The sequence below is a fragment of the Lysobacter sp. A289 genome, assembly GCF_054072675.1.
Genome location: NZ_JBSVRN010000002.1, coordinates 374,923 through 390,005 on the forward strand (window position 1 = coordinate 374,923; position 15,083 = coordinate 390,005).

The 15,083-nt window shown below is 64.8% G+C and carries 16 protein-coding genes; 8 read left to right on the forward strand and 8 right to left on the reverse strand.

Annotated elements, in window-relative coordinates; genetic code table 11:
- Positions 1–102 precede the first annotated feature (102 nt).
- Complete coding sequence (locus tag ACW5DN_RS13825) at positions 103–2,178, reverse strand: sodium-translocating pyrophosphatase (RefSeq protein WP_456963389.1); 2,076 nt, start codon at positions 2,176–2,178, stop codon at positions 103–105.
- 145 nt (positions 2,179–2,323) lie between these two features.
- On the opposite strand from ACW5DN_RS13825, the gene ACW5DN_RS13830 reads away from it, so the two are divergent.
- Positions 2,324–2,830: a hypothetical protein gene (locus ACW5DN_RS13830; protein ID WP_456963390.1), complete on the forward strand. Its 507-nt coding sequence runs from the start codon at positions 2,324–2,326 to the stop codon at positions 2,828–2,830.
- Between the two features lie 21 nt (positions 2,831–2,851).
- Here the strand turns inward: ACW5DN_RS13830 and ACW5DN_RS13835 are convergent, their stop codons facing one another.
- Complete coding sequence (locus ACW5DN_RS13835) at positions 2,852–4,117, reverse strand: 6-phosphofructokinase (protein WP_456963391.1); 1,266 nt, start codon at positions 4,115–4,117, stop codon at positions 2,852–2,854.
- A 129-nt stretch (positions 4,118–4,246) separates the two neighbouring features.
- On the opposite strand from ACW5DN_RS13835, the gene ACW5DN_RS13840 reads away from it, so the two are divergent.
- From ACW5DN_RS13840 to ACW5DN_RS13850, 3 genes are read left to right on the forward strand one after another with little or no spacing between them, the layout of a single operon-like run.
- Positions 4,247–4,825, forward strand: a complete 579-nt coding sequence (locus ACW5DN_RS13840; protein WP_456963392.1) for an adenylate kinase — start codon at positions 4,247–4,249, stop codon at positions 4,823–4,825.
- Positions 4,826–4,846: 21 nt separating this feature from the next.
- Positions 4,847–6,277: a UDP-N-acetylmuramate:L-alanyl-gamma-D-glutamyl-meso-diaminopimelate ligase gene (gene mpl / locus ACW5DN_RS13845; RefSeq protein WP_456963393.1), complete on the forward strand. Its 1,431-nt coding sequence runs from the start codon at positions 4,847–4,849 to the stop codon at positions 6,275–6,277.
- Between the two features lies 1 nt (position 6,278).
- Complete coding sequence (locus ACW5DN_RS13850) at positions 6,279–6,872, forward strand: LON peptidase substrate-binding domain-containing protein (RefSeq protein ID WP_456963425.1); 594 nt, start codon at positions 6,279–6,281, stop codon at positions 6,870–6,872.
- A 2-nt stretch (positions 6,873–6,874) separates the two neighbouring features.
- Here ACW5DN_RS13850 and ACW5DN_RS13855 read toward each other — a convergent pair whose 3' ends face one another.
- Positions 6,875–8,866, reverse strand: coding sequence for a bifunctional DedA family/phosphatase PAP2 family protein (locus ACW5DN_RS13855; protein WP_456963394.1), 1,992 nt, complete (start codon positions 8,864–8,866; stop codon positions 6,875–6,877).
- A gap of 146 nt (positions 8,867–9,012) precedes the next feature.
- Here ACW5DN_RS13855 and ACW5DN_RS13860 point away from each other — a divergent pair, with 146 nt between their 5' ends.
- The 3 genes from ACW5DN_RS13860 to ACW5DN_RS13870 all read left to right on the forward strand — a co-directional run bounded on the left by ACW5DN_RS13860 (position 9,013) and on the right by ACW5DN_RS13870 (position 11,003).
- Positions 9,013–9,684 carry a serine/threonine protein kinase gene (locus tag ACW5DN_RS13860; protein ID WP_456963395.1) on the forward strand — a complete coding sequence of 224 codons (672 nt, stop codon included), beginning with the start codon at positions 9,013–9,015 and terminating at the stop codon, positions 9,682–9,684.
- Between the two features lie 65 nt (positions 9,685–9,749).
- Positions 9,750–10,565 (forward strand): SDR family oxidoreductase, encoded by an 816-nt coding sequence (locus ACW5DN_RS13865; protein WP_456963396.1) that lies wholly within the window; start codon positions 9,750–9,752, stop codon positions 10,563–10,565.
- Between the two features lie 15 nt (positions 10,566–10,580).
- The gene (locus ACW5DN_RS13870) at positions 10,581–11,003 is read left to right on the forward strand and encodes a VOC family protein (RefSeq protein WP_456963397.1); all 423 of its coding nucleotides are present in this window, start codon (positions 10,581–10,583) and stop codon (positions 11,001–11,003) included.
- Between the two features lie 32 nt (positions 11,004–11,035).
- Here ACW5DN_RS13870 and ACW5DN_RS13875 read toward each other — a convergent pair whose 3' ends face one another.
- From ACW5DN_RS13875 to thiE, 3 genes are read right to left on the reverse strand one after another with little or no spacing between them, the layout of a single operon-like run.
- Positions 11,036–11,914, reverse strand: a complete 879-nt coding sequence (locus tag ACW5DN_RS13875) for an ion transporter (RefSeq protein ID WP_456963398.1) — start codon at positions 11,912–11,914, stop codon at positions 11,036–11,038.
- Between the two features lie 50 nt (positions 11,915–11,964).
- Entirely contained in the window at positions 11,965–13,254 is a 1,290-nt protein-coding gene (gene hemL, locus ACW5DN_RS13880) for a glutamate-1-semialdehyde 2,1-aminomutase (RefSeq protein WP_456963399.1), read from the reverse strand.
- Positions 13,251–13,895 carry a thiamine phosphate synthase gene (gene thiE / locus ACW5DN_RS13885; protein WP_456963400.1) on the reverse strand — a complete coding sequence of 215 codons (645 nt, stop codon included), beginning with the start codon at positions 13,893–13,895 and terminating at the stop codon, positions 13,251–13,253. The genes hemL and thiE overlap by 4 nt, the downstream gene beginning before the upstream one ends.
- Positions 13,896–13,967: 72 nt before the next feature.
- Here thiE and ACW5DN_RS13890 point away from each other — a divergent pair, with 72 nt between their 5' ends.
- Positions 13,968–14,159: a rubredoxin gene (locus ACW5DN_RS13890; RefSeq protein ID WP_456963401.1), complete on the forward strand. Its 192-nt coding sequence runs from the start codon at positions 13,968–13,970 to the stop codon at positions 14,157–14,159.
- A 79-nt stretch (positions 14,160–14,238) separates the two neighbouring features.
- On the opposite strand, the gene ACW5DN_RS13895 is transcribed toward ACW5DN_RS13890, so the two are convergent.
- Positions 14,239–14,688 (reverse strand): DUF192 domain-containing protein, encoded by a 450-nt coding sequence (locus ACW5DN_RS13895; protein ID WP_456963426.1) that lies wholly within the window; start codon positions 14,686–14,688, stop codon positions 14,239–14,241.
- A gap of 187 nt (positions 14,689–14,875) precedes the next feature.
- Positions 14,876–15,083 (reverse strand): hypothetical protein (locus ACW5DN_RS13900; protein WP_456963402.1); only part of this gene is annotated, 208 nt, incomplete at its 5' end.

A 15,083-nucleotide genomic window follows, 5' to 3' on the forward strand; every position in this document is an offset into this window, starting at 1 on the left:
AAACATCACGTCGGTGGTGGTGCCGGCGTCACGGAATCCATGGCCCACCTGTAAAAAAGGGCGGCCCGAAGGCCGCCCTGGATATCCGTGATGCCGGTGTGGCTACAGCAGCGGCACCATCAGCAGCGCGACGATATTGATGATCTTGATCAGCGGGTTGATTGCCGGGCCGGCGGTGTCCTTGTACGGGTCGCCGACGGTATCGCCGGTTACCGCCGCCATGTGCGCGTCGCTGCCCTTGCCGCCGTGATGACCGTCTTCGATGTACTTCTTCGCATTGTCCCAGGCACCGCCGCCGGTGGTCATCGAGATCGCCACGAAGATGCCGGTCACGATCGTGCCGATCAGCAGCCCGCCCAGCGCCTTCGGCCCCAGCAACAGGCCGACCACGATCGGTACGGCCACCGGCAACAGTGAAGGCAGGATCATCTCCTTGATCGCCGACTTGGTCAGCATGTCGACCGCGCGCGAATAATCCGGCTTGCCGGTGCCTTCCATGATCCCGGGGATCTCGCGGAACTGTCGGCGTACTTCCTCCACCACCGCGCCCGCAGCCCGGCCGACCGCCTCCATCGCCATCGCACCGAACAGGTAGGGAATCAATCCGCCGATCAACAGGCCGATGATCACCATGTGATCGGAAAGGTCGAAACGCATGGCCTCGTAGGCGACGCCGGTGAGGGCCGCCTTGGCTTCACCGGCGGTGTTGAGGTTGTGGGTGTAATCGGCAAACAGCACCAGTGCCGCCAGTGCCGCCGAACCGATCGCGTAGCCCTTGGTCACTGCCTTGGTGGTGTTGCCGACCGCGTCCAGCGGGTCGGTGATATCGCGCACCTCCGGCGGCAGGTCGGCCATCTCGGCGATGCCACCGGCGTTGTCGGTGATCGGGCCGTAGGCATCAAGGGCGACGATCATGCCGGCCATCGACAACATGGCGGTTGCGGCGATGGCGATGCCGTACAGGCCGCCGAGCGCGTGCGCGCCCCAGATCGCCGCACAGACCACCAGCACCGGCCAGGCGGTCGACTTCATCGAGATGCCGAGGCCCGCAATGATGTTGGTGCCATGCCCGGTCGTGGACGCCGCAGCGATGTGCTGCACCGGCTTGAACTGGGTGCCGGTGTAGTACTCGGTGATCCACACGATCAAGCCCGTCAGCACCAGGCCGATCAGACCGCAGTAGAAGATGTTGGTCGATGACACCGCCAACGTGCCATCCAGCGAGGTCAGCCCGTCCGGGAACATGTCCGCGGTAACGAACCAGAACGCCACCGCCGACAACACGGCAGACACGATCACGCCCTTGTAGAGCGCGCCCATGATCGAGCCGCCAGCCTTCACCTTGACGAAGAACGCGCCGATGATCGAGGCGATGATCGATACCGCGCCCAACATCAGCGGATACAACACCGCGTTGGTGTCGGCGGCGAACATCAACCCGCCCAGCAGCATGGTGGCGATGATCGTCACCGCGTAGGTCTCGAACAGATCCGCGGCCATGCCGGCACAGTCGCCGACGTTGTCGCCGACGTTGTCGGCAATCACCGCCGGGTTGCGCGGGTCGTCCTCGGGGATCCCGGCCTCGACCTTGCCGACCAGGTCGGCACCGACGTCGGCGCCCTTGGTGAAGATGCCGCCGCCAAGACGGGCGAAGATCGAGATCAGCGAGCTGCCGAACGCCAGCCCGAGCAACGCATGCAGTGCAGGCTCGCCAACGATGCCGATCTTCTCCAGTACCAACCAGTAACCGGCGACCCCCAGCAGGCCCAGTCCGACCACCAGCATCCCGGTGATCGCGCCGCCCCTGAAGGCGACATCCATCGCCGGCCCGATGCCGCGCCGTGCCGCCTCGGCGGTACGCACGTTGGCGCGCACCGAGACATTCATGCCGATATAACCGGCGGCACCCGACAACACCGCGCCGAGTGCAAACCCGATCGCGGTTGGCCACCCCAGGAAGATGCCGATGACGACGAACAACACCACGCCGGCGACCGAAATCGTCAGGTACTGCCGATTGAGATAGGCGCGAGCGCCTTCCTGGATCGCGCCGGCGATCTCCTGCATGCGTTCATTGCCGGCGGGCTGCGCGCTGATCCAGCGCGCCGAGATGATCCCGTACAGGATCGCGATAACGGCGCACACGAGCGCCAAGGTCAAACCGTACTGCTCCAGCATGGACCCCTCCCCAATAGAAAGTGGACAACAACATGGAATTTCGGATTACGCGCCTTACAACGCCACGACTATGGCACATTCCGGCGGCCGTTCAGGCGCGTCGTGGCAGCCTGCGCTTCAACCCGTAGCCGACCGGAGCGCGCCCATGCGCCTGATGTCCTTGTTACTTCTCGTCGCGGCACTGCCCGCAATGGCCGCCGACCCCAAGCCGGAGATTGACCGCCCGGCTGCCACTGCCCAGGCCGTTGGGGTGGCGCATACCCTGCGCACAATCCCGGAGGCCTGCGCCCGCCTGGAAGGCGTGTTTACCGGTGAGGCCGCCGATCCGTACCGGTTCGCGGTCGTTCGCACCAGCCCGAACTGCCAGCCACGCGCCCGTTTCGTGGATGCCGCCAAGGCGAAGCCTTCGCTTGCCGGCGGCTGGATACTCAACGACCTGATCAGCGTGCCCAACGCGGCCTGTCCATCGCAGCAGGCCATCGTGCACGTGTGGCGCAATGCTGCCGAAGGAGCCACGCCGGAGCTGGACGCACAAGGTCGCGTCCGGGTTTACCTGGATGGTTCCAAGCCCGCATCCAGCGCCGACAAGCCAGCGGCGGTTAGCGTGTTTGCGGCGGTGATGAAGGTGGAAGGCAAGACCTGCAACGACTGAGTTGCCTCATCCAGGCGAGTTTCAACCCGTTTCGACATCCCACGGCGGCAGTTGCGCCTTCACCGCGATATTTTTCAGCGTGACGTACCTGGGCAACCCGTCGCGTCCGTATGGCGGCGGTGCTTCGCCGCGGATCAGCGGCTCCAGGTAGGTGCGGGCTTTTTCGGTGATGCCGTAGCCGTCGCGGCGCAGGAATCCCGCCGGCATCTTCTTTTCCTTGTTGGCGATCTTCGACAGCGGTGCCGGCTCGATCTTCCAGCGATAGGGCGCGTCGCCGGTGCGCACGATCACCGGCATCACCGAATTCATGCCTTTCAGGGCGAACTCGACCGCCGCCTTGCCGACGGCCTGGGCATGGTCCAGATCGGTCCTGGAGGCCAGGTGCCGCGCCGAGCGCTGCAGGTAATCGGGCAGCGCATAGTGAACCTTGTAGTCCAGCACGCGCTGGACCCGGCCGGTGAGATGGGAAGCCACGCCGCCCAGTTGGGCGTGGCCAAAGGAGTCCTTGCCGCCGCCGGCATCGGCGACAAACGCACCATCGGCGTTGCGGATGCCTTCGCTGGCGACCACCACGCAATAGCCGACGCGCTTGACGACGGAGTCCACCTTGGCGAGAAAAGCCGCCTCGTCGAACACGCGCTCCGGGAACAGGATGATGTGCGGTGCCTCGTCGGGTCCGTTGCCCGCCAGTCCCGCCGAGGCCGCCAACCAACCGGCATGCCGGCCCATCGCCTCGTACACGAACACCTTGGTCGACGTCTCGGCCATGGCCGCCACGTCCAGCGCTGCCTCGCGCACCGACACGGCGGTGTACTTGGCCGCCGAGCCGAAACCGGGACTGCAGTCGGTCAGCGCGAGGTCGTTGTCGATCGTCTTGGGCACGCCGATGCAGGTCAACGGATAATCAAACTCGGCGGCGATCCGGGACATCTTCAAGGCGGTATCAGCCGAATCATTGCCGCCGTTGTAGAGGAACCAGCGCACGTCATGGGCGCGCAGCACGTCCAGCAGGCGCTCGTACTTCGCCCGATCCTCGTCCAGTGATTTGAGCTTGAAACGGCATGAGCCGAACGCGCCACCGGGCGTGTGGGCGAGGGCGCGAATCGCGGCGATCGGCTCTTTCGAGGTGTCGATCAGCTCCTCGCGCAATGCACCCAGGATTCCGTTGCGCGCGGCCAGTACCTTGACCTTGTGGGTGCGCGCGGTCTGGATCACCGCCGAAGCGGTGGCGTTGATGACGGCGGTGACACCGCCGGACTGGGCATAGAGCAGGGTTCCCGATGGCATGGGGTTTCCAGAGGTAGGTGCCGGGACAGCCCCAGGATGCGGTAAGCTGGGCGCCGTTTGCCCCGGCAGGTTGACAGGTCGCTGCAATTGTAGCGCCGGCCCCGTGAGGCCCAGATTCAGGAGACAGTGATGCGATTGGTACTTCTCGGCCCGCCCGGTTCCGGCAAGGGCACCCAGGCCACCCGCCTCAAGGATCATTTGCAGGTACCCCACATCTCCACCGGCGATTTGCTGCGTGCGGAAGTTGCCGCCGGCACCCGGCTTGGCCTTGAGGCAAAAGAGGTGATGGCTCGTGGTGAGCTGGTGAGCGACGCGATCCTGCTGGGCATGCTCGAGGATCGTTTCTCGCGAACCGACACCCAGGGCGGTTTCATCCTCGACGGCTATCCGCGCAACCTGGCCCAGGCCGACGCACTGAACACGTTGCTCGAGCGCATTGGCCAGCCAATGGACGCCGCGGTACAGCTGGAGGTGCCGACCGAGTTGCTGGTTGAGCGGATCGCCGGTCGGGCCCAGGCAGAAGGCCGCGCCGACGACTCGCCCGAATCGGTCCGTACCCGTCTGCAGGTCTACGTTGACCAGACCGCGCCGGTGGTCAATTTCTTCCGTCAGCGCGGCAAGCTCAGCGTGGTAGATGGGGTGGGCTCGCTGGACGAGGTGTTCGCGCGGCTGATCGAGGCGCTGGCGCCGGTCCCGCAGGTCGGCTGACCGGGTAAAACCAACAGACGCATGAAACTGCACATTCTTGGCATCGCCGGCACCTTCATGGGCGGCGTCGCGGCGCTGGCGCGCGAGCTCGGCCACCAGGTGGAGGGCAGCGACCAGGCGGTATACCCACCGATGTCGACCTTGCTGGAGGAACTGGGCATCGAGCTGCGCCAGGGCTACGACCCGGCCAACATCTCCGCTGGTTGCGACGAGATCGTAATCGGCAATGCGCTCTCGCGTGGAAACCCGGCCGTGGAGCAGGTGCTGGACGACAACCGCAAGTACATCTCCGGTGCCCAGTGGTTGGCCGAGAACGTATTGCCGGGTCGCGACGTGCTTGCCGTCGCCGGCACCCACGGCAAGACCACCACGACCTCGATCCTGGCCTGGTTGTTGGAAGCGGCCGGCCGCGCGCCGGGCTTCCTGATTGGCGGCGTGGCCGAGGATTTCGGGGTCTCGGCGCGGGTGGGTGGCGGCGCGCCCTCATCCACGGCGCCGGGCTCCTTGTTCGTAGTCGAGGCCGACGAGTACGACACCGCGTTCTTCGACAAGCGCAGCAAGTTCGTGCATTACCGGCCGCTGGTGGCGATCCTCAACAACCTGGAATTCGATCACGCCGACATCTTTCCGGACGTGGCCGCGATCCAGCGCCAGTTCCACCATCTGGTGCGTACGGTGCCACGGCGCGGCCGGTTGATCGTCAACGGCGAGGACCCGCACCTGGCCGAGATGCTGGCAATGGGCTGCTGGACGCCGGTGGTGAGCTTTGGCCTGGATGCATCGCTTGCCGTGAGTCCGGTCACCCCGGATCAGCCATTCCACTGGACCGCCCGTTTGCTGTCCGAGGACGGCAGCGCTTTCATGGTCATCCACGACGGCGTCGAGCTGGGCGAAGTGCATTGGTCGCTGTTGGGTCGCCATAACGTGATGAACGCATTGGCGGCGCTCGCTGCCGTGGACGCGGTCGGCGCTGATGTCGCGGCCGTGTTGCCGGCATTGACCAGCTTCCACAGCGTCAAGCGGCGAATGGAGTTGATTGGCCAGGACGCAGGCATCACCGTTTACGACGACTTCGCCCACCATCCCACCGCGATCGCGACCACCCTGGCCGGGTTGCGGGCCAAGGTCGGCAAGGCACGTGTCATCGTGGCGATGGAACCGCGCAGCAATTCGATGCGGCTGGGTGCCCACGCCGACGCGCTGGCACCGTCGCTCGACGAGGCCGACGTGGTGGTATTCCTGCACCGGCCGGAGTTGGCGTGGGATGCCGGCAAGGTGATTGCCGGCCTGCGCGGCGAGGGCATTGCCGCGCCCGATACCGACGCCTTGCTCGCGTTACTGGGCCAGCAGGCGCGGTCAGGCGACCACGTGGTATTCATGTCCAACGGTGGCTTTGACGGGGCGCCGCGGCGTTTCCTGGCGGTGCTGCAGGGCCGACTTGGACTGCGCTAGGCTGGTGTCAATGTCGAACCAGACCGATCCCCCATCGCTGTCATTGTTTCCGTTGCCGGCTGTCCTGTTCCCGGGCGGCACGCTGGGACTGCGGGTATTCGAGCCGCGTTACCTGGATCTAGTGCGGGAGTGCGGCCGCAACAGCTGCGGCTTTGGCATCTGCCTGATCCTGGAAGAGGACGCCATGGGTTCCGCGGCGGCTTACGGCACCGAGGCGCTGATCGAGGATTTCGACACCGGTGACGATGGGCTGCTGACCTTGCAGGTACGCGGCGCGCGGCGCTTCCACGTGCGTCAGGTCGCAGTCCGTGACAACGGCCTGCAGGTGGCCCAGGTGGATTGGTGCGATCCCGACCCGGTCGAACCATTGCGTCCGCAACACGGCTTGCTGTCAACCTTGCTGAAAGGGGTGATCGAACAGGTGGGCGGCGAGTACGCGAAGCTGGCCGATGCGCACCTGGACGACGCGGCCTGGATCGGTTGGCGACTGGCCGAGATGTTGCCGTTGGCCGACCCGCAGCGCCAGCAACTGCTCCAGACCGACGATCCGCACGAGCGACTGGACCAACTGCTCTCGTTGCTTCCGGACAGCTGAGCCTAAGGGTTGATGCGTACCCGGAGCACCGGTACGCCATTGTGCGGGTGTTGCGCCTGGATCGAGTCGAACCCTTTCAGCGCATCGGCTACTCGCCCATGCGCCTCACCGTTGTGGGGGGCGGGCAGCCACAGCACCGCCGCTCCGAGTGGCTTGCTGGCCTGCAAGGTTTGGGTGGTGCCGATCCACAACGGGGTGGCGTCGTCCAGCGCGGCTGGCGCTGGCCACAAGCGCAACGCGTACTGCTCGCCCGGCTCGGCTCCGGGGTGCAGCATCAACAGGGTCTCGGCGTAGGCATCCAGGGTTGCCGGAAGTACGACCTGGTCCGTTATCGGCGTGTCGTCATCGAGCAGCGTAATGGCGGCGGTCCAGTCGGCCTGCGGTTGCACCCGCCACCCGGCGGCTTCCATCGCCGTCTGCAGCGGTGCCAGTGGGCCGGCTACCTGCATGTCCAGCGGCCAGCGTCGGCGTGCATCATGCTCGTTGCGTTGCGCGGGCAGCCCGGCCCAGCCGTCGTGCCACCAGTCGTCGTTGCTGACCTGCACGCTGGGTGGTGCGGTTGGGAAGCGGCTCAGCAGCGCGTCGGCCGCGTGCGGGGCGTGCCATGCCGCGGCGATCGCGAAGCTGCCGTAAAACAGCGCCGACAGCGGATGCATCCAGAACGAGCGTGCCACGTGGCTGCGGTAGGAAATGCCCAGGATCAACAGCCAGATCAGGCCGAACAATGTGCCGCCGACCAGGTCGCTTAACCAGTGCGCGCCCAGGTAGAGCCGGGCGAACCCGACCACGGTGGTGATGACGCCGGCCAGCAGGTATGGCCAGACCCGTTTACGCCCGGGCAGCTCGCGCGCAATCAACACCGCGAAAAAACCGAAGATGATCGTGGTCATGGTCACCGCCACGGACGGGAAGCCGAACCCCGGGGGGGCGGTTGGCGGCCGCGGCATGTCGATCACCGCCTCAAGCAGACTGGTCAGTGCCAGGCCAAACGCGAGCGCCGCGATCCAGTGGGCGGCCGCCATCCAGCGCCGTCGCCACAAAAGGTAGGCAAGCGCCACGCTTGCCGCCACACCCAACACCTGGATGTCGCCCAAGCTCGCCAGGCCCGCCATCAGGTGATCGGCCAACGGGTTGCGCAAGCGCCACATCAGATCCTGCAGGTGGTGGTCCACTGCCAGTGGACCACCGCTGGCCAGCAGCAACGCCAACAAGGTGAAGCAGATCCAGCTGATCGCCAGCAAACACGCCGCGAGCATCAGCAACGACGCAGAACCGGGCCGATTCGGATCGACCAACGCGCCTGCGTAACGACCGAGCAGGGGATGGGCATTGATCCAGCGCAACAAGCGCGCCAACAGGTGGTCGGCGTTGTTGGCAAACCAGCGCCAGGTGTAGAGCACCGCGGCCCAGACCAGGGCAACGGCTACCGCCAGGCCACCCAGTGCCAATGCGAGTCGATCAGCAACCGCCGCTGCGGCATCGTAAGAGGCTCCCAACACCCAACCCGGTGCCAGGAATACTGCCGCCCAGGCCAGACTGGCGAATGCGCTGGGTAGGGCGTATCGCCGCAGCGGCATCTGCAGCATGCCCGCGATCACCGGTACGAACGGCCGCACCGCGCCCACGAATCGGGCAATCAGGATGCTTTTGATTCCGTGGCGACGAAACAGGGTCTCGCCGCGATCCAGCCATTGCGGGTAGCGAACGAATGGCCAGTGCTGGCGCAGCCTGCGCGGCCCGAGGTGGCGTCCAAACCAGTAGCTGAGTGCGTCGCCGAGGAATGCACCGCTGGCCGCGCACATCACTGCATAGGGACCGTTGACATGACCCAGGCCCACCAGCGCGCCGGCGGCAAACAGCAACGGCAATGCCGGAACCACGATGCCGATCACCACCAGCGCGTCGCAGAAGGCGATCAGGAAGATCAAGGCGCCGGCCGCTACGGGGTGCGTGCCAATCCACGCGGTGACGCTGTCGATCCAAGCCGGATTCATCGGCTCATTATGTCAGTGTCATGCTGGTTTTGACGCCCTGTTGGGCAAGCTTGCGGCTACGGGATTCAGGAACCAACTGTCCGCCGATGTGCGGACGGCGCCGGACGAAAGCTGCCGAACCAGGCGGCTGCCGGTAAAGTGGCGTGATGAGCACTTCGCATCCCGCTGTTGCATTGGAAGTCACCGCGCTGAAAGCCGACAGCTTTGGCCGGATTTCGCTGATGCGCGACCACAGCGGATTATTCATACGTCGTGACCTCGCCCATGTGCCAGCATGGCTGCGGCTTCCGGCATGGTGGCTGGCCCGACGCGAAGCGCGCGCCTTGCAGTGCATTGATGGAATGCCGGCTACGCCACGCTTGTTACGCTGGGACGGCCGACGCCTAGAGCGCAGCTACATGGAGGGCGCGGCGATGTACCAGGCTCCGCCGCATGGTGACCTGGCGTATTTCCAGGGTGCCCGCCGTTTATTGCAGCAGCTCCACCGGCGCGGGCTGGCCCACAACGACCTGGCCAAGGAGGCCAACTGGTTGGTGCTGGTCGATGGGAGCCCGGCGATCATTGATTTCCAGCTGGCCGTTCGTGGCCACCCGCGCTCGCGCTGGATGCGCCTGCTTGCACGCGAAGACCTGCGCCATCTGCTCAAGCACAAGCGCACTTATTGCCCGGAGATGCTGACCCCGGTCGAGTTGCGTGTGTTGAAGCGCCATTCCTGGGTGCGCCAAGCGTGGTTCGCCACCGGAAAGCCGGTATATCGCTTCATCACCCGCCGGCTGCTGCATTGGGAGGATAACGAGGGCATGGGCCCGAAGCCCTGAGATCGCGAAAGGTGCTCCCACGAGGTCACTGCCTACAATGGGCTGACCCCACGACTGGAGCATTCATGCCCACCTTGTCAGGCAAGACCTTGTTCATCACCGGTGCTTCGCGTGGCATCGGTCGTGCCATTGCATTGCGGGCGGCGCACGACGGCGCCAGTATCGTCATCGCGGCCCGCTCGTCGTCTGCCCATCCCAAGTTGCCTGGCACCATCCACACGGTCGCCGCGGAAGTTGAGGCGGCAGGTGGAAAAGCGTTGGCGGTTCAATGCGATATCCGCGATGAAGTACAGGTCGACGCGGCGGTCGCCGCCGCGGTCGAGACGTTCGGCGGGATCGATATCCTGGTCAACAATGCCAGTGCGATCTGGCTGAAAGGAGTGCTGGACACCCCGATGAAGCGTTTCGACCTGATGCACCAGGTGAATGCACGCGGTAGCTTCCTGTGCGCGCAAGCTTGCCTGCCGCACCTGCAGAAGGCTGCCAACCCGCACATCCTCACCCTGGCCCCGCCGCCCAGCCTGGATCCAAAGTGGTGGGGGCCGCATACCGGATACACCCTGGCCAAGATGGGGATGAGCTTCGTGACGCTTGGCGTTGCGGCGGAGTTCGGGCCACAAGGCATCGCGGTCAACGCGTTATGGCCACGCACGATCATTGCCACCGATGCGCTCAACATGATCCCGGGTATCGATGTAGGCGGCTGTCGCAAGCCGGAGATCGTCGCCGATGCCGCGCACGCGGTGCTGGTGCGTCCGGCCGCCGGCTTCCACGGCCAGTTTCTGATCGATGAGCAGGTGCTGGTCGAGGCGGGCGTCGAGGACTTTTCCGTCTACGCGATGGATCCGGGGCAACCGTTGTTGCCGGACCTTTTTTTGTGATTTGAGGAGCGTTTGATGAAATACCTGCACGCCATGATTCGGGTCCATGACCTGGCCGCCACCAGCCGATTCTTCACCGAAGGGTTGGGCCTGGTGCAGACCCGCCGGATGGATAACGCCGAAGGCAAGTTCTCCCTGGTCTATTTCGGTGCCCCGGAAAACCCCGAAGCCGAGATCGAGCTGACCCACAACTGGGGTTCGCAGGAGGACTACGGGAACGCGCGCAACTTTGGCCACCTTGCCTTCCAGGTCGACGATATCTACGCGACCTGTGCCCACCTGCAATCGCTGGGTATTGCGATCAACCGGCCGCCGCGCGATGGCCGGATGGCGTTTGTGCGTTCGCCGGATCTGATCTCGATCGAGTTGCTGCAAAAGGGCGAGGCGCTGTCGGTGGCCGAGCCGTGGGCGTCGATGCCAAACACCGGGCAGTGGTGATCGACTGCGGCCGCTCGCATGCAAGTGGCCGCTTACTCGAACGGTTCCGGTAGCTCGGTGCCGCAGTGGCGGCAGAACAGCGCCTTGGGGTCGTGATGCTCCAAACCGCAGGTCGTGCAGCCGCGGTCGTCGCGATGTTCGCCCGGCTCGGGTTGCGCACTACTGCGCATGCTGTTGGCCAGTTCAGCGGTGTAGATGCCGGTAGGCACCGCGATGATGCTGTAGCCAATCAGGATCAGCGCCGAGGCGATCAGTCGCCCGACAGGAGTGTGTGGGGTCAGGTCGCCGTAACCGACGGTCGCCATGGTCACGATCGCCCAGTACATGCCGGTCGGGATCGTGGAGAAGCCGTACTCGGGCCCTTCCACCAGGTACATCAGCGCGCCAAAGACCATGGCAATGGTTATCAGGACACTGACGAACAGGAAGATCTTGCGCCGACTACGCCATAACGCCCGGGTCAGTTGGCTGCCTTCATCCACGTAGTGCGTCAGCTTGAGGATCCGGAACAGCCGCAGCACGCGCAGGATCCTCACCACCAGCAAGGCCTGGGTGCCGGGGAAGAAGAACGACAGGTATGTCGGCAAGATCGACAGCAAGTCGATGATGCCCCACCAACTGAGGGCGTAGCGCAATGGCCTGCGCACCACCAGCAGCCGGAGCACGTACTCGCCGGTGAACAGCAGGGTGAAACCCCATTCGATCGTGTACAGCGCACGCGCATGGTCGATGCGCAGCCACGGATCGCTGTCGAGCATGATCACGATCACGCTGGCCAGGATCGCCACGATCAGCAGCAGGTCGAAGTTGCGCGACGGCGGCGTGTCGTGGTGATAGATGATGTCGAACCAGCGGCGACGCCAGCCGGTTTCGGTCGCCGGGTTGAGCTGCGGGTTGAACAACAGACGCATGCGTGATCCTTCGTCGGCAGTTATGCGCGAGCGCCGTCAGGCAGCCGGTTTCAATCCTTGCACGCCGCGAACGCCTCTCGCGCGGCGCTCACGGTGACGGCGATATCGGCTTGCTCGTGTGCACTGGACATGAAGCCGGCTTCGAAGGCCGACGGGGCGAAATACACGCCTCGTTCGAGCATCGCATGGAAAAAGCGGCCAAACCGGGCGGCATCGGATGCGGTGGCATCCGCGAACGATTCCACCGGACCTTCGCGGAAATACATACCGAACATCCCCGGCGCGCGGGTGGTGTGGAATGGTACGCCAGCCTCGCGCGCCGCTGATTCCAGCCCATCGCACAACGCATTGGTGCTGGTTTCCAGCCCATCATGGAAACCAGGCGCCTGGATCAGGCCAAGCGTTGCCAATCCGGCGGCCATCGCGACCGGGTTGCCGCTCAACGTGCCGGCCTGGTAAATCGGCCCGCTTGGCGCGACCTGGCTCATCAGCTCGCGCCGGCCGCCGAAGGCGCCGACCGGCATGCCGCCGCCGATGATCTTGCCGAACGTGCTTAGGTCTGGACTGACCTGATAGCGCTGCTGCGCGCCGCCCAGCGCGACCCGGAAGCCGGTCATCACCTCGTCAAAGATCAGTAGCGCCCCGTGCTGTGTGCATAGTTCGCGCAGGTGCTGCAGGTAGCCGTCGCGCGGCAGGATGCAATTGGCGTTGCCGACGATCGGCTCGATGATCAGTCCAGCGATCTCGTCGCCGATCTCCTCGAACATCGCTGTCGCGGCGTCGAAGTCGTTGTATGGCAGGGTCGAGGTCAGATCCGCGAGCGCCTTGGGCACCCCGGGCGAGTTCGGCAGGCCCAGGGTCAACGCGCCGCTGCCGGCCTTGACCAGGAAGCTGTCACCGTGGCCGTGGTAGCAGCCTTCGAACTTGACGATCCGCGACCGTCCGGTAGCGCCGCGCGCAACCCGGATGGCGGACAGCGTCGCCTCGGTACCGGAGTTGACCATCCGCACCATCTCGCAGCTGGGCATGAGCCGGGTGATGGTCTCGGCCATCGTCACTTCCAGCTCGTTGGGTACCCCGAAGCTGAGGCCGTCGCGCATGGTTCGTGCAACCGCGTCGAGCACCTGTGGATGCGCATGTCCGGCGATCATCGGCCCCCAGGAGCCGACATAGTCGATGTAGCGGTTACCGTCGACATCGAACAGATACGGACCCTGCGCGCGCTGGGCGAAGAACGGCTCCCCGCCCACCGACTTGAACGCGCGTACCGGTGAATTGACGCCGCCGGGCAGCAATTGGCTCGCGCGGGCGAACAAGGCATGCGAGTGGTCGTGGTTCATTCGGGAGGTGCTCCAGCAACGGTGAAACAGGAAAGGTAGGCGCGGGTCGCGGCGACCGGGTCGGGGGCATCGAATATTCCGCCCACGACCGCCAGCAAGTCGGCGCCGGACTCGACCAGTACCCGCCCATTGTCCGGGGTGATCCCGCCGATGGCCACCACGGGCACTCCCAGGCGCGCCGCTCGTCGCAGCAGTTCCGGTGGGGCGCGGCGAGCCAACGGCTTGGTCGTCGAGACGAAGAAAGCCCCAAAGGCGACATAACTGGCGCCCTGCGATATGGCGTCAACCGCACGTTCCAGACTGTCCTGACAGGTGGCGCCCAGGATGGCATGCGCTCCGAGCGCCGCACGTGCAGCGGCCAGGTCGCCGTCGCCTTGGCCCAGGTGCGCGCCGTCCGCACCCAGTGCGACCGCCAACTGCCAATCGTCATTGATGATCAGTGGCACACCGTATTGCCGGCACAGCGGCTTCAGTGAAAGTACTTGTTGCTTCTGTAAGACGGCGTCGGCGGATTTGTTCCGGTATTGCAGCCAACCCGCGCCGGCGCGCAGGACCGGTTCGATCCGGGCAAGCAGTCGTGCGGTGTCCGGTTCATCGGGCGTGATCGCGTAAAGGCCCTTGCACGGCCAAGCTGGGTTCATGGGGAAGCTTTCACCTGAGGTGGGGGGATGGGATAATGAGGTCTTCACCCTTCAGTTGAGCATTATCCGACCATGTCCGAGATCGCCTCCATTGTGGAGTTCCGCACCTGGATGTGTGTGGTGTGCGGCTTCATCTACGACGAAGCCTCCGGTCTGCCGGAAGAGGGCATCGCGCCGGGCACCCGCTGGGACGACGTTCCAGAGACCTGGACCTGTCCTGATTGCGGTGTCACCAAGGATGACTTCGAGATGATGGAGCTGTGACACCGATGCCCGGTGATTTGATGCCGCAGGCCAGCCCCTTTGGGGAACGCCGCGCCCAGAACCGACAGACCGGCTTTCGTCAGTGTGTCGGGATATCCGGACCTAGTCGCAGTTCTGCGCCGTTCTGCAGTCCCAGTCGAGCAGCCTGGCCAGCATTGAGTTCCAGCACGTATCGCGCCGGCGCATCACTGGGGTAGGGCGGACAGGCGTTACCCGCCGAACACGGCGGGACATCACGTTGCTGTGACACCAGGCGGCGGTCGTCGTCGAAGTACAGGATGTCCAATGGGATCCTGGTGTTCTTCATCCAGTAGGCTTGCGGTGCCTGACGCTCATGGATGAACAGCATGCCGCGGTCATCGGCCATGTGATCCCGAAACATCAGTCCTCGGGCACGTTCCTCGTCGTCGTCGGCAATTTCCACCGCGTAGCGAGCGTCGCCCAGTTCAATCCACAAGCCATTGCCCGACGCACATCCGGACAAAAACAGGGCGCCAAGCAGTAGTACACCAGCGGAAATGTCTCGCATCCGGGTCATTGCCAGTCCTCTTGATCCATACATCGCGAACCTTCCTGCACCACCGAGGGTGCGTCAAGCCGGCAAGTGAGGGAAATGCGGCGCCGGGTCTTCCCTGTTCATCCCCACTCGTGCAGACTACGCGGCCGCGCCGAGGGGTGAGTAGGACGGCGGAGCGGGGTTGATGGGTTGCGGGGGTTCACGAGGTGTTGACGTGCCCTGAAAACCGGTTAAGATGGTCGGCTCGACGCAGCAACAACGCGCCGGGGCAGCGGTAAAAAATCAGGCGAACAAGGTGTTGACGTTCTCCGGATCCGCTGTAAGATGTGCGGCTCGCTTGACCACTTCGGTGGCGGGCCAGGAACGCGGCGCTGAGGCCGGTTCCGATGATCTTTGACAGTGTGCGC